The 14,415-nt window shown below is 65.9% G+C and carries 14 protein-coding genes; 2 read left to right on the forward strand and 12 right to left on the reverse strand.

The window, feature by feature from the left end; translation table 11 throughout:
• The first annotated feature begins 32 nt into the window (after positions 1 to 32).
• Entirely contained in the window at positions 33 to 737 is a 705-nt protein-coding gene (locus ACXR2W_RS09125; protein WP_458812805.1) for a DNA-3-methyladenine glycosylase, read from the forward strand.
• On the opposite strand, the gene ACXR2W_RS09130 is transcribed toward ACXR2W_RS09125, so the two are convergent.
• From ACXR2W_RS09130 to efp, 11 genes are all read right to left on the reverse strand, one after another.
• Positions 734 to 1,717, reverse strand: coding sequence for a DMT family transporter (locus ACXR2W_RS09130; protein WP_458812807.1), 984 nt, complete (start codon positions 1,715 to 1,717; stop codon positions 734 to 736). The genes ACXR2W_RS09125 and ACXR2W_RS09130 overlap by 4 nt on opposite strands.
• Positions 1,714 to 2,640: a guanylate kinase gene (gmk, locus tag ACXR2W_RS09135; RefSeq protein WP_458812809.1), complete on the reverse strand. Its 927-nt coding sequence runs from the start codon at positions 2,638 to 2,640 to the stop codon at positions 1,714 to 1,716. Before gmk ends, ACXR2W_RS09130 begins: the two co-directional genes overlap by 4 nt.
• Before the next feature lie 112 nt (positions 2,641 to 2,752).
• Entirely contained in the window at positions 2,753 to 3,640 is an 888-nt protein-coding gene (gene pyrF / locus ACXR2W_RS09140; protein ID WP_458812811.1) for an orotidine-5'-phosphate decarboxylase, read from the reverse strand.
• Positions 3,637 to 6,936, reverse strand: coding sequence for a carbamoyl-phosphate synthase large subunit (gene carB, locus ACXR2W_RS09145; protein ID WP_458812813.1), 3,300 nt, complete (start codon positions 6,934 to 6,936; stop codon positions 3,637 to 3,639). The genes pyrF and carB overlap by 4 nt, the downstream gene beginning before the upstream one ends.
• Positions 6,936 to 8,147, reverse strand: a complete 1,212-nt coding sequence (gene carA / locus ACXR2W_RS09150) for a glutamine-hydrolyzing carbamoyl-phosphate synthase small subunit (protein ID WP_458812815.1) — start codon at positions 8,145 to 8,147, stop codon at positions 6,936 to 6,938. The genes carB and carA overlap by 1 nt, the downstream gene beginning before the upstream one ends.
• The gene (locus ACXR2W_RS09155) at positions 8,144 to 8,644 is read right to left on the reverse strand and encodes a PH-like domain-containing protein (RefSeq protein ID WP_458812817.1); all 501 of its coding nucleotides are present in this window, start codon (positions 8,642 to 8,644) and stop codon (positions 8,144 to 8,146) included. Before ACXR2W_RS09155 ends, carA begins: the two co-directional genes overlap by 4 nt.
• Positions 8,645 to 8,667: 23 nt before the next feature.
• A complete protein-coding gene (locus ACXR2W_RS09160) occupies positions 8,668 to 10,065 on the reverse strand; it encodes a dihydroorotase (protein ID WP_458812819.1) in 1,398 nt (465 codons plus the stop codon).
• Positions 10,062 to 11,018 carry an aspartate carbamoyltransferase catalytic subunit gene (locus ACXR2W_RS09165; RefSeq protein WP_458812821.1) on the reverse strand — a complete coding sequence of 319 codons (957 nt, stop codon included), beginning with the start codon at positions 11,016 to 11,018 and terminating at the stop codon, positions 10,062 to 10,064. The genes ACXR2W_RS09160 and ACXR2W_RS09165 overlap by 4 nt, the downstream gene beginning before the upstream one ends.
• Positions 11,015 to 11,575, reverse strand: coding sequence for a bifunctional pyr operon transcriptional regulator/uracil phosphoribosyltransferase PyrR (pyrR, locus tag ACXR2W_RS09170; RefSeq protein ID WP_458812822.1), 561 nt, complete (start codon positions 11,573 to 11,575; stop codon positions 11,015 to 11,017). The genes ACXR2W_RS09165 and pyrR overlap by 4 nt, the downstream gene beginning before the upstream one ends.
• A 144-nt stretch (positions 11,576 to 11,719) precedes the next feature.
• Positions 11,720 to 12,136 (reverse strand): transcription antitermination factor NusB, encoded by a 417-nt coding sequence (gene nusB, locus ACXR2W_RS09175; protein WP_458812824.1) that lies wholly within the window; start codon positions 12,134 to 12,136, stop codon positions 11,720 to 11,722.
• Between the two features lie 5 nt (positions 12,137 to 12,141).
• Complete coding sequence (gene efp / locus ACXR2W_RS09180; RefSeq protein ID WP_458812826.1) at positions 12,142 to 12,705, reverse strand: elongation factor P; 564 nt, start codon at positions 12,703 to 12,705, stop codon at positions 12,142 to 12,144.
• A 111-nt stretch (positions 12,706 to 12,816) separates the two neighbouring features.
• Between efp and ACXR2W_RS09185 the strand changes: the two genes are divergently transcribed.
• A complete protein-coding gene (locus tag ACXR2W_RS09185) occupies positions 12,817 to 13,380 on the forward strand; it encodes a thioesterase family protein (protein ID WP_458812828.1) in 564 nt (187 codons plus the stop codon).
• A 50-nt stretch (positions 13,381 to 13,430) separates the two neighbouring features.
• Here ACXR2W_RS09185 and ACXR2W_RS09190 read toward each other — a convergent pair whose 3' ends face one another.
• Complete coding sequence (locus tag ACXR2W_RS09190; protein ID WP_458812830.1) at positions 13,431 to 14,324, reverse strand: hypothetical protein; 894 nt, start codon at positions 14,322 to 14,324, stop codon at positions 13,431 to 13,433.
• Positions 14,325 to 14,415 lie beyond the last annotated feature (91 nt).

A 14,415-nucleotide genomic window follows, 5' to 3' on the forward strand; every position in this document is an offset into this window, starting at 1 on the left:
TGTACTGCGCGCATCGGTGCGACACTGGAAGCGTGGACCGTACGTTTTTTCTTCCGCCCGCCCTCGAGGTGGCGCCGCAGCTGCTCGGTGCGGCGCTGACCGTCGACTCCCCCGAGGGTGCAGTCACGCTGCGCATCACCGAGGTCGAGGCCTATCACGGGCTGGGCGCGCCCGGCCCCTACGATGCCGGGTCCCACGCCCGCCGCGCCCGCACCGATCGCAACGGCTCGATGTTTGGCCCGCCGGGTCACGCATACGTGTACTTCAGTTACGGCATGCACCACGCGATCAACATGGTCTGCTCCCCCGACGGCATCGCCTCTGGAGTGTTGATTCGTGCGGGTGAGATCGTCGCGGGCGCGAGCCTCGCCGAGCAGCGCCGGCTGCTGAAACAGGGCCGGGTGGGTCACACGCTCGCGGTTAGAGACGCTCCGGATCCGCGCACCGCGGCCCCCCACGCGGCCCCAGCGATCCAGGCGCGTATGCTGGCGCGGGGGCCGGGCAACGTGGCTGCTGCCCTGGGGCTCAGCCGTGCGACCCACGACGGGCATGATCTGTTCGCGCCGCCGTTTCGGGTCTCCCCGCGCGGCAGCGATTTTGACGCGGGCCGCATTGTGCGCGGCCCGCGCGTGGGCGTCGCGGGTGTGGCGGGCGGCCCCGCTTTTCCGTGGCGGTTTTGGATCGCACACGACCCGACGGTCTCGGCGTTTAGGCCGGGCCGCGGGGCCCCGCGCTAGCGCACCTGCGCGTCTCGCTCGACCACCGACTGGCCCGTCTGCGGGTGAAACTTGGCGAGCCCGAGCACCCCGACGACCGCCACGAGACCCGACACCACGAACCCCGCGACGGCGAGGGGTGAGGCCCCGGCTGCCTCGCCCAGCACGATGATGCCCACAAGCACCGCCACCAACGGGTCGATGACCGTGAGGCCCGCCACGACCAGGTCTGGTGGGCCCGACGAGTAGGCGTTTTGCACATACACCATGCCGAGCAGTGCGCCGACGATGAGCGCGGCCACACACGCCCAGGTCAGCCACTCAAACTCGCCCTGCTGCAGACGCCCGATCACTGCCTTCGCGAATGTCGCGACGAAGCCATACAGCACACCGGCGCCAACAATGTAGAGCAGCGCGATCGCGCGGTGACGCAGCGCGATGAGCGTGACCACCACACCGGCAAACACGACCCCAAACAGGATCAGAATAGTGATCAGCTTCTGGTCGGTGACGGGCCGGTCGGAGGCGGTGAACGCCGCGATCGTGACAAAGCTCACGATACCCGCCACGCACATGGCCACGGAGGCGCGGGCGCGCTTGCCGAGCTGTAGACCGCTCATCCTGGAGTTGAGCACCGAAGTGATCACGAGGCCGACCACACCAATGGGCTGTACCACGATCAGCGGCGACAGCGACAGTGAGCCGATCTGCAGCACGACCGCGAGGCCCAGCAAGAGCGTGCCCACCACCCATGAGGGGCGCGAGAGCAACCTGAGGACATGCCCGAGTGACAGCCCGGCTCCGGCGCTGCGGCCAGTGAGCCGTTCGACCTTGTTGAGGCCGCGCGACTGGTACTGGGCGCCGAACGCGAGAAAGGCCGCCCCAATCAGGGCGACCGGAATCCCCCAAAACTGTTGCGGGTTCAGCCCCGTGGTGGCAGCGTCCTCAGCGGTAGCGCCCACGAGTGCAAGCGCCGCGAACGCCTGGGGTGCGAAGATCATGCGGCGGTGCTTCGTGCGCCGCGCATCACGTCGAGCAGCTGTTCCGCCGCGCGAGGCACCTCGTCGTTCACGATGATCTCGTCGAACTCTTCGGCCGCGGCAAGCTCGACCTTGGCGGTCTCGAGCCTGCGCGCGCGCTCCTCGGCGTCTTCTGTGCCGCGGCCCACCAGCCTGTTCACGAGTTCGTCCCAACTGGGAGGCGCAAGAAACACCAGCTTCGCCTCGGGCAGGCTCGCGCGCACCTGACGCGCGCCCTGCAAATCGATCTCGAGGAGCATCATCTCGCCCCGCTCGGCCGCCTCGACGACGGGACCGCGCGGCGTGCCGTAGCGGTGCTTGTTGTGCACGGTTGCCCACTCGAGCAGATCACCGCTCGCAAGCATCCGGTCGAAGCCTTCGTCATCAACGAAGTAGTAGTGCACGCCGTCAACCTCGCCGGGGCGCGGCGCACGCGTCGTGGCCGACACCGAGTGGCGCACCTCAGGAAAGTGCTCGTGAATGTAGCTCACGACGGTGCCCTTGCCCACGGCCGTGGGCCCAGCCAAAACCGTCAGCGGCGGGCGATCGCTCACGCCTTGGACCCCCATGCGGTCGCGCACAAAACCGGTCAACCGATCACGCTGCAACTTGCCAAGGCCGCCGAGCCGCTTCTTGTCTGAGATGTCGAGTTCGCGGCGCACACGGTCGGCTTTCACCTCGCCAATGGCCGGAAACGACAGTAGAAAATCGGTGATGCGCAGCGTCGCGGCTGGGGTACCCGGCACGAGAGACTGCTCGAGCACGCGCAGCGGCGTTAATTCGCCGGCGCGCAGCCTGCGCTTGAGGTCGGCGCGGGCCTGCCGGGCAGCTACCGCAGCACGGCTCGCGGCCGCACGATCGACGGGGGGCATCGGGTGAGCACCCGGGTGCGTCTTCTCACTCATCGCTACCACGATACACGTTCTTTGGGCCGGTCAGGTGCCATTACGCCGCGAGGCGCCCGGTGAGAATCCTCACCGGGCGCCTCGCACTGGCACCCTCACGGGCTGCGGCGCATTACTGCGCTAGCGCTGCGCGAATCAGGTTCGCGCGCTCTTCGATCCGGATCGCAAGACCCTCGGGCCCACCGCGCAGAATGCTGCGCGACTCGTTCGCGAGCAGCGCCTCGCCGATGCCACCGAACAGCTCACGCGCGTCTTCAATGCGGGCGCCCTGATGGCCGAAGCCAGGCGCGAGCACCGGCAGGGCCGGGCCAGCGGCGCGGGCGCCGGTCTCGATGCCGAAGTCGGCGAGAGAGAGGGTGGCGCCGAGCACCACGCCAATCGAGCCGACGGTGTCTGCCGCGAGACCAGCGGCGACGCGGGTGACCTGGTGCGCAGCGTTCCACGCCTCAGCGTCTGCGACCATCGCGCTCGCGACCGAACGGCCGTCGCTTCGTACCGCTCGCTGCACCTCTCGCGCCTCGGGGTTCGAGGTGGCCGCGAGCACAAACATACCCTTGCCGTGTTGCTCGACGTGCGCGAATCCACCCGCGAGACTCTCGAAGCCCTGGTAGGCCACGACGGTCATCGCGTCGGCCTCGAGCGGCGCGCCGGGCGTGAGCCAGGCGTCGGCGTACGCGGCAAACGTCGAGCCGATGTCGCCGCGCTTCACATCTGCGACGACGAGCAGACCCGCCGCGCGGGCGTCGGCAAAGACGCGCTCGAGCGCGGCGAAACCCGCCGCACCAAAGCGTTCAAACAGAGCAATCTGCGGCTTCACGCACGCCGCGCGGCCGGCGGCGGCCGCGACGACGTCACGGCCCATCCGCTCAGCCCCGGCAGCGTCATCGGCCACACCCCACTCAGTGAGCAGCGCGGTGTGCGGGTCGATGCCCGCGCACAGGTGGCGGCCCGCCGCGAACTGCGCGGCGAGCCTCCCCCCAAACGTGACGGTGTGGGTCACAGTGCCGCCTGAGCGGCCTTGGCTGCCACGCGGTCAGCCTCGTACTCCTGCAGCGATTTCACATCGAACTTCACAGCGGCGGCCGACAGTGCGCCCACTGCTGCAGACAGCTCAGAGATCGTCGTGAAGATCGGGATCCCTGCGGCCACGGCGGCCGCGCGAATCTCGTAGCCATCGGCGCGCGCCGAGCCACCCGAAGGGGTGTTGATGATCATGTCGACGCGTGCGCCGTTGATGAGATCAACGATCGTCTCGCCCTCGGCGCGGGCCGAGTGCTTGAGCACGGTCTGCGACTTGATGCCGTTGCGCGCGAGCACCACCTGGGTGCCCTGCGTCGCGAGGATCGTGTAACCGAGCTCCTGCAGACGCAGCGCAGGCAGCACTACCGAGCGCTTGTCGCGGTCGGCGACCGACAGGAACACGGTGCCCTCGGTGGGCAGCTCGCTGCCCGCGGCGGCCTGGCTCTTTGCGAATGCGGTCGGGAAGTCGCGGTCCATGCCCATGACCTCACCGGTCGAACGCATCTCGGGTCCGAGCAGCGAATCGACGACCTGGCCGTCCTTCGTGTGGAAACGCTGGAACGGCAGCACGGCCTCCTTCACCGCGATGGGGGCATCGATGGGCACACGCGAGCCGTCACGCTCGGGCAGCAGCCCCGAGTCGATCAGCTCGGCGATCGTCTCGCCCGCCATCACGCGCGAAGCGGCCTTGGCGAGCGGAATGCCGAGTGCCTTTGAGACGAAGGGCACGGTGCGGCTCGCGCGCGGGTTCGCCTCGAGCACGTAGAGCACGCCCTGAGCGATCGCGAACTGCACGTTCAGCAGGCCGCGCACGCCGATACCCTCGGCGATGCCCTGAGTCGCTTCACGCACACGAGCGATCTCGGCATGGCCGAGCGTAACGGGCGGCAGGGTGCAGCTGGAGTCGCCCGAGTGCACGCCGGCCTCCTCGATGTGCTCCATCACGCCGCCCACGTACAGCTGCTCACCGTCGTAGAGGGCGTCAACATCGATCTCGATCGCGTCGTCGAGGAACCGGTCGATGAGCAGCGGGTGGCCGGGGCCGACAAGGGCGTGACCTGCGATGCGCTCAAAGTAGCCGTGCAACGACTCGGTGTCGTACACGATCTCCATGCCGCGGCCGCCGAGTACGAACGACGGGCGCACCAGCACGGGGTAGCCGATCTCTTCGGCGACGCGAATCGCGCCCTCCTTGTCGATGGCGGTACCGTTGCGCGGAGCGAGGATGCCGGCGCGGTCGAGGATCTCGGCGAACGCGCCACGCTCTTCTGCGAGGTCGATCGCTTCGGGGGTCGTGCCGAGGATCGGAACGCCCGCGTCCTTGAGCGGCTGTGCGAGGCCGAGTGCCGTCTGGCCACCGAGCTGCACGACGACGCCCACAAGCTCGCCGGTCTGGCTCTCAGCGTGAATGACCTCGAGCACGTCCTCGAGCGTGAGCGGCTCAAAGTACAGCCGGTCGCTCGTATCGTAGTCGGTCGAAACCGTCTCGGGGTTGCAGTTGATCATGATCGTCTCGAAGCCCGCCTCAGACAGAGCAAACGACGCGTGCACACACGAGTAGTCGAACTCGACGCCCTGACCGATGCGGTTGGGGCCTGAGCCCAAGATGACGACCTTCTTGCGATCAGAGGGGGTCACCTCGGTTTCGAGGTCGTATGACGAGTAGTGGTACGGCGTGAGCGCGGGGAACTCGCCGGCACAGGTGTCAACGGTCTTGAACACGGGGCGCAGTCCCAGGCCGTGACGGAGCCCCCGAATCTCAGACTCGCTGACTCCGCGCAGCTGCGACAGCTGTGCGTCTGAGAAGCCGTGGTTCTTCGCCTCGGTGAGCAGCTCAATCGACAGCTGTGCGGCCGCCTTCACGCGGTCTGCGACCTCGTTGATCAGAGCGATCTGGTCGAGGAACCAGGGGTCAATATCGGTCGCGGCGAACACCTGCTCGATCGATGCCCCCAGGCGCAGCGCCTGCTGAATATCGATGATGCGGCCGTCGGTGGGGCGCTTCATCGAAGCAAGCAGCTCGTCAGCCGTACGGGTCTCTTCGCCCCAGTGGAACGAGCTGCCGCGCTTCTCAAGCGAGCGCAGCGACTTCTGCAGAGCCGTTGTGAAGTTGCGGCCGATCGCCATCGCCTCGCCCACCGACTTCATGGTGGTCGTGAGGGTGTCGTCTGCGGCCGGGAACTTCTCGAACGCGAAGCGCGGTGTCTTCACCACGACGTAGTCGATTGACGGCTCGAAGCTTGCGGGAGTCTTCTGCGTGATGTCGTTCGTGATCTCGTCGAGGCGGTAGCCAAGGGCGAGCTTCGCGGCGATCTTAGCGATCGGGAAGCCGGTCGCCTTTGAGGCGAGCGCCGATGAACGCGAGACGCGGGGGTTCATCTCGATGACGATGACGCGGCCCGTCTTGGGGTCGATTGCAAACTGAATGTTGCAGCCGCCGGTGTCAACACCCACTGAGCGGATGATGTCGATCGAGATGTCGCGCAGCTTCTGGTACTCACGGTCGGTGAGGGTCAGCGCGGGGGCGAGCGTGATCGCGTCACCCGTGTGCACGCCCACGGCGTCGAAGTTTTCGATGGAGCACACGACGACCGAGTTGCCCGCGTTGTCACGCATCAGCTCGAGCTCGTATTCCTTCCACCCAAGAATCGACTCCTCGAGCAGCACCTCGGTGGTGGTGCTGTAGTGCAGGCCGTCGCGCACAATGCGGATCAGCTCTTCCTCGGTGTACGCGAAGCCCGAGCCGAGACCACCCATGGTGAAGGACGGGCGTACAACGAGCGGGTAGCCGAGGTCCTTGGCGTACTCGACGGCGTCCTCTACCGTGTGCACGATATAGGACTTTGCGACGTCTGCGCCGCACTCGATGACGAGGTCCTTGAAGATCTGGCGGTCTTCGCCGCGCTGAATTGCCTCGGGCTTAGCGCCGATGAGCTCGACGTTGTACTTCTCGAGGATCCCCTGCTCGTGCAGCGCCATGGCGGCGTTGAGCGCGGTCTGGCCACCGAGCGTCGGCAGAATTGCGTCGGGCTTCTCTTTCGCGATGATCGACTCGATCACCTCGGTGGTGATGGGCTCGACGTAGGTGGCGTCGGCGAAGTCGGGGTCGGTCATAATCGTGGCCGGGTTCGAGTTCACGAGAATGACGCGTACGCCCTCCTCACGCAGCACGCGGCAGGCCTGGGTGCCCGAGTAGTCAAACTCGCAGGCCTGGCCAATGACGATCGGGCCAGAGCCGATGACGAGAACGGAATTGATGTCTGTGCGCTTAGGCATTAGTTGGTCTCCTCGGTGCCGGCGTTTGCGCGCTGCTGGTGCGCGCGAACCGAATCTGCAAAGCGTTCAAAAAGGTAGAAGGCGTCGTGCGGGCCTGCGGCTGCCTCGGGGTGAAACTGCACCGAGAAAGCTGGAATGTCGAGGCACTCGAGCCCCTCGACCACCTGGTCGTTGAGGCTGTAGTGGCTCACCTGCACGCGACCGAAGCCCGCGGGTGAGTCGAACTCGCCCTCAATGGGCGCTTCCACTGCGAAGCCATGGTTTTGGGCCGTGATCTCAACCTTGCCGGTGGTCTTATCGAGCACGGGCTGGTTGATGCCGCGATGACCAAACGGGAGCTTGTAGGTGGCGAGGCCAAGCGCGCGACCGAGCAGCTGGTTGCCAAAGCAGATGCCAAAGTAGGGCACGCCGTCGCGCAGCATCTCGGTAAGCAGCTCAACCTGAGCGTCGCTCGCGGCCGGGTCCCCGGGGCCGTTTGAGAAGAACAGGGCATCAGGGGCGATCTCTCGCAACTGGGCGGCCGTGGTCGATGCGGGCAGCACGGCCACGTCAAAGCCGTGCTCAGACAGGTAGGTGACCGACTGCTGCTTGATGCCGAGATCAAGCACCGCGATGGTGCCGATCCGGTCGACACCCTCGGCCACAGCCACGTCATACCGCGCAGGGGTCGTCACCAGCTCTGACAGGTTCTTACCGTCCATGCCGGCCTGCTCGATGACGAGCGCGAGCTGCTCGTCGTCACTCAGGTGGAACGCTTCGCCCGAGAAAATGCCCGAGCGCATAGCGCCCGCCGAGCGGATGCGGCGCGTGATGGCGCGGGTGTCAACACCCGAAATGCCCACGACGCCATCGGCGACGAGGTCCTCGTCAAGCGAGCGCTCGGCCCGGAAGTTCGAGATGCGGCGTGCCGGGTCGCGCACGATGAACCCTGCGGCCCACATCTGACGCGACTCCTTGTCGGTGTCGTTCACGCCGGTGTTGCCGATGTGCGGTGCCGTCATCAGCACAATCTGGCCCGCGTATGACGGGTCAGTAAGTGTCTCCTGGTAGCCGGTCATGCCGGTGGAGAACACGATTTCGCCGAGGGTCTGGCCCGTTGCGCCGTACGCTCGACCGGTGAATCGTGTGCCGTCTTCAAGCACCAGCACTGCGGGGCCTTCGGCCACCGCACCTGCCGGCGGCGCCGTTACTTCGGTCGTCTGCGTAGTCACGCGTCCTCCTGGGTCGTATCTGAGAGATTGTTGGAAATATGAGTGGTGGCCTGGGCAATGGCGTCTTCGAAGGCACGCTGTTCGGCAGGGCCGCCAAACCTAAAGCCCGATTCGAGTTCGCGACCGTCTGCGCTGCGCCATTCGAGTACCGAGATACCGCCCGCCTCGACAGCTTTACCGACACGGCCACTGGAGCGCGAGGTGCCCAGCAGGTCTTGGCTGCCAATCGTGACCGGGGTCTCCCCCGTCACCGCGATCGAGACACCATCGGTGCGCACCGTGAGATCGGCGAGCCCCTTGTATCGCAGTCCCGCGACGGCTACTCGCTCAAACGCGTGGCCGAGCAGTGTGGTCGAGACGTATTGCACGCCACCAAACTCCGCGAGCACCGCCCCCGTAAGCGCGTGAGACGCCGCCGCTACCCCGGCGTCGCGCCTGGTGCGGTTTCGCCACCCCAGCCACATGATGGCGAGCAGCGCAGCTGCAACGCCCGCCATCAAAAGTGCAAAGCCTAAGCGGCTCACGCCTGCACCGCCCCGGCGGCCCGAGCGGCCTGCGACACCTGCTCGGGCGCGACGAGCTCGCCCGCATCGAGCGTCACGTAGCCGCGACGCACCGTGTAGGCGACCCGACCGGGTAGCTGCATGCCGAGGAACGGTGAGTTCACGCTGAGCCCCTCGAGGCGCGCGACGTCGAACTCGCTCGCGCCCGCGGGGTCGAAGAGTACGAGGTCGGCGGGCTGACCCACTTCGAGCGCGGTCGGGTGCCCCTCGAGGCGGCCGATCTGAGCGGGGCGCTGCGACAGCAGCTGCTCAATCTCAGCGAAGCTCGCGTGCCCCTCACGCACCAGGGTGAGCAGTGCGATCGGCAGGGCCGACTCCAGGCCAACCATGCCGAATGCGGCCGCGGCCCACTCGCACTCCTTCGCTTCGGTGGGGTGCGGCGCGTGGTCGGTCGCGACGATGTCGATGACACCCTCGGCGACCGCGCGGCGCAGTGCGTGCACGTCTTCCTCACGCCGCAGCGGCGGGTTGACTTTGTAACGCGGGTCGTAGCTCCGAGCAAGGTCCTCGGTGAGGATCAGGTGGTGCGGCGTGACCTCAGCCGTAACGTCGATGCCGCGGGCCTTCGCCCAGCGCACAACCTCAACCGAACCGGCGGTCGAGAGGTGGCAGATGTGCAGCCTGGAGCCGGTGTGCTCGGCGAGCAGCACGTCGCGCGCGATGATCGATTCCTCGGCGACGGCGGGCCAGCCCTTAAGCCCGAGCTCGCTCGAGAGTGCGCCCTCGTTCATCTGCGCATCTTCGGTGAGCCGCGGGTCTTGTGCGTGCTGCGCTACGACACCGTCGAAGGTCTTCACGTACTCGAGCGCACGACGCATCAGCAGCGCGTCGTGCACGCACTTGCCGTCGTCAGAAAAGACGCGCACTGCAGCACGCGACTGTGCCATGGCGCCGATTTCGGAGAGCTTTGCTCCCGCAAGATCTTCGGTGACGGCGCCAATAGGCCGCACTGTCGCGTAGCCCGCGGCGTCACCGAGGGCCTGCACCTGCTCGACGACACCGGCGGTGTCTTGCACGGGCAGCGTATTGGCCATGGCAAACACGGTCGTGAACCCGCCGGCGGCCGCGGCCCGTGATCCGGTGAGAACCGTCTCTGACTGCTCGAACCCGGGCTCGCGCAGGTGCGTGTGCAGGTCGACAAGGCCCGTCATGGCGACGAGACCCGCCGCGTCGATCTCACGTTCGCCGCGGCCAGCAAGGTTTGCGCCGCGCTCTGCGATGACACCGTCTACGATGCGCAGGTCGACCGCCTCGCCCTCGGGCGCGGTGTCACCTGCCTGGCGGTTCGTGAGGTCTGCGGCGATGCGCACACCGCGAATCAACAGGTCGGGGTTGGTAGGTGCTGCAGCGCTCATGCGGCGGTTCCTCGCTCTCCAGAAAGAAGTAGATACAGGGCGGCCATGCGCACCGATACACCGTTGGCGACCTGCTCGAGCACGGTCGAGCGCGGCGAATCGGCGGCGGCAGAAGATATTTCAAGCCCGCGGTTCATGGGGCCGGGATGCATCACGATGGCGCGCTCGGTGAGCCGCGCGAGCCGTGCGTTATCGAGGCCCCAGTTGCGAGCGTACTCGCGTTCGTTCGGGAAAAACGCGGCGTGCATGCGTTCGGTTTGAATGCGCAGCATCATGACGACGTCGGGCTGTTCGACGCGCAGCGCCTCATCGAGCGAGTGATAAATCTCGACGGGCCAGCCGCGCGCACCGAAAGGTAGCAGCGTCTCAGGGGCCACGAAGCTCACGCGCGCGCCCAGAGTACGCAGCAGCCACAGGTTCGAGCGAGCCACGCGCGAGTGCGCAATATCGCCCACGATCACGACTGAGACACCGTCGAGTCCGCGGCCGCGGCTTGCGTCGCCGTGAATGCGGCGGCGCATCGTGAAAGCGTCGAGCAGCGCCTGCGTGGGATGTTCGTGCGTACCGTCACCAGCGTTCAAAACGCCGGCATCAATCCACTCGCTGCTCGCGAGGCGGGCCGGGGCGCCAGAGGCTGGGTGCCGGATCACGACGCCATCTGCGCCGATCGCCTGGAGGGTTTGGGCAGTATCTTTGAGGCTTTCACCCTTCGATACCGACGACCCCTTGGCGCTGAAGTTAATGACATCGGCGCTGAGGCGCTTTGCGGCGGCTTCAAACGAGATGCGGGTGCGGGTTGAGTCCTCGAAAAACAGGTTGACGACCGACTTGCCACGCAGCGTGGGCAGCTTCTTCACCTCGCGCTGCTGAGTGGCCGACATGTCTTCGGCCGTATCGAGGATGAGAATCGCGTCGTCACGGCTGAGCGTACGGGTGTCGAGCAGGTGCCTCACGCTGTTGCCTCCGTGGCCTGTGCGTCACCCGAAGAGATCGTGACTTCGTCGATGCCGTCGTGCCCGGTCAGACGCACCGAGATGCGCTCGTGCTTGGCACTCGGCAGGTTCTTGCCGATGTAGTCGGCGCGAATGGGCAACTCGCGGTGGCCCCGGTCGATGAGTGCAGCAAGGCGCACGGCGCGCGGGCGGCCATGGTCGCGCAGCGCATCGAGAGCAGCGCGTACGGTGCGACCCGAGTAGAGCACGTCGTCGACCAGCACGACCGTGGCGTCATCGATTCCAGCGACGGGCATGTCAGTCGGTTGCGGGGTGAGCGTGGGCTTACTCGCAAGGTCGTCGCGGTACATCGTCACGTCGAGGCTGCAGGCAGGAATCTCAGTGCCAGAGATGCGGGAGATCGTGGCGGCGATGCGCTGCGCCAACAGGCTGCCCCGCGTGGGGATACCCACGAGAACGAGGCCCTCAACACCCTTGTTGGCCTCAATGATTTCGTGCGAGATTCGAGTCAGCGCGCGCGAGATATCAGCGCTTTCTAGCACAGTTCGCGTACCCATTATTCGAGCCCCCCTTCTTCGCCTCACTGGACGACTCTTAAAGAAAAGCTATAACCCTGCCATCTTAGCGCAGGATGGAGTCGCATTGAAACGGGCACGCCGCGCTCATGCGCCACGTGCCCGTTTCAATGCGGTATTGCCGTGTTACTTCTGGCCGTGATCGGCGATCTTGCCGAGTACACCGTTCACGAACCGGCTCGAGTCCTCTGTCGAGTACTCCTTGGCCAGCTCGATCGCCTCGTCAATAGCGACGGCGGCGGGTACCTCGTCGTTGAAGAGGATCTCCCACGATGCGATACGCAAAAGCGAACGGTCGACGTGCGGCATGCGGTCGAGGGCCCAGCCCTGCGCATAGCTCACGATCAGCTCGTCAATTTCTTCGCGGTGATCGGTGACGCCGTCAACGATCTCACGCGCGTACAGCCAGGAGGCCGCACGATCCGGCTCGCTGGCGGCGCGCTTCGATTCGGCCGCGACGATCAGGGCGATGGGCTCCGCGCGCACATCGGCCTGAAAAAGCATGTCAAGGGCGCGCTTGCGCGCCTTGGTACGTGCTGACACCGGGCTTAGTCGTTGACGCGGCCGAGGTAGTCACCCGTGCGGGTATCGACCTTGACCTTGGTGCCGGTGTTGAGGAAGAGGGGTACCTGGATCTCAGCGCCGGTTTCGACCGTCGCGGGCTTGGTGCCACCGGTGGAGCGGTCGCCCTGCAGGCCCGGCTCAGTGTAGGTGACCTCGAGCACGACCGAGGCCGGCATCTCGACATAGAGGGGCTCGCCCTCGTGCAGTGCGATCTGCACCTTCTGGTTCTCGAGCATGTACTTCGAGGCATCGCCCACGACGGTGCCCGAAACGGTGATCTGATCGTAGTCAGACTGGTCCATGAACACGAAGTCTGCACCGTCCTGGTACAGGTACTGGAAATCGCGGCGATCGACGTTGGCGGTTTCGATCTTTGCGCCAGCGTTGTAGGTCTTATCGATGATCTTGCCCGAGACCACGTTCTTCTGCTTGGTGCGCACAAAGGCGCCACCCTTGCCGGGCTTCACGTGCTGAAACTCGACCACGCTCCAGAGCTGGCCGGCCTCCTTGATGACGGTGCCGTTCTTGATGTCGTTCGAGGTTGCCATGCGGGTTTCTCCGGGTTCTATAAGGTTCGAGCGCGAATTCAGCGCCGATCAAGTATACGCCCGTCTTGCACAATCTGGCTGCGAGCCCTCACACCGACTAAACTCCCGGCCATGCACATGTTCTTTCGCACCCTCTGGCACTTCTTGTTCGTAGGCAGGCGAGGGTCGAAGCTTGGCTTCACTGCGGTGGGGAGGTCGCGGTTTCGCGTGTGGCCGACGGACCTGGACCTGCTGAATCACCTCAATAACGGCAAGTACCTCTCGATCATGGACGTGGCGCGCTTCGACCTCATTCAGCGCAACGGCGTCATGGAGCTGTTTCGCCGTGAGGGCTGGTATCCGGTGGTCGTTGGGCAGACCATCTCGTATCGCAAATCACTGAACCCGTGGCAGCGGTTTTGGATCGAATCGAAGATCCTCGGCTTCGATGAGCAGGCCGTGTACATGGAGCAGCGCTTCGTGCGCCCCGACGCGAAGCGGCGCCCCGAGGTCTACGCGCGCGCAATTGTGCGCGCCCGCATTCTGCGACGCACGGGTGGCGTCGTGCCGGTGAATGAAGTCATCGAGAAGGCGGGTGCTCGCCCAGAAGAGCTCGTCGTGCCACAAGAAATTCTCGCGTGGGGCCAGCAAACCCGTTTGCCGTCGCTGCGCGATGAAGCCGTGAGTGCCTGGTAGTCGCGAGTGTCGTTACACACTGTTTGCTTACAGTCTGTAACAACAGTGAGTTAGACGAGCGCTACCGGTGTACGCGCACCAAGGTGCGGGCCCTGATTGCCGATCTCGCGGCAGCTCACTCGCACCGCACGGTCTGCGACGTCGTACACGTGACGGGCCGCCAGCTTGCCTGCCGCGAGTTCACCCGCGATCCAAGTGAAACTCGCCTGGTCGAGGGGCTCGTCACCCGTCGTAATGCGCATGAGCTGCAGCATGAGCATCTCGGGCAACGTCACATGCGGCCCGTGCTCAAAGTTCAGTCCGAGCAGCGCCGGTGCGGGTGCCGCAGGTACGAGCCGCAGGCTCCACTGCACACCTGAATCAGGCCCGGCGGTGCCAGCCACAGCTGTGAGACCTTCGGCGCCGACAGCGCACACCCCGTCGAGCCGCTCGAACTCTCGCTCTGCTTCAGAGGAAACGATGAGCGGCTCGCTCGGGTTGAGCCTGTGCGGCTGTCGCTGCGCGACGAGCCGAAACAGGTCTCGCCAGCCCTCGATGCCGAGGCCGTGCGGCGCTGGCACCACGGCCATCCCAGCACCGGCCTCGGCGTCTGCCCCCAGCAGTTCGGTGACGCGATCGAAGCTGACGAGCGCCGCAAACGACTCTGGGGCGGGCAGCTCGATACTGCTGCCGCGCAGCGCCTCGCGTGCGGCCTTGAACGCGTCTAGAACTTGCGTGCGTGCACCAGTATCGGTGACGCTGTGCCAGGCGAGTGCGGCATGCCGCTGCTGAAACTGATGCACCTCGGCTCCCAGCTGCGTTTCAAAGTCTGCTGCCGCTCCCGTCTCGCCGGGCCCCCCGTGACGGGGCGCATCGAACACCGCATCGAGGTCACGCGCGAGCACCGGAAACAGACCGCGCATAAGCGCCGTGCGCTGCCGTTCGTACTGCTGCTCGTCATGCATGATGTCTCGACTCTCTTCTGTGCCTTCTTCTCGTGCGCCCCACGCTGTTACCGTAGCCCACGTTTACGCCTGCGTTTGTGCTTGCGCTGGT

It is taken from the genome of Leucobacter faecis (assembly GCF_054456695.2).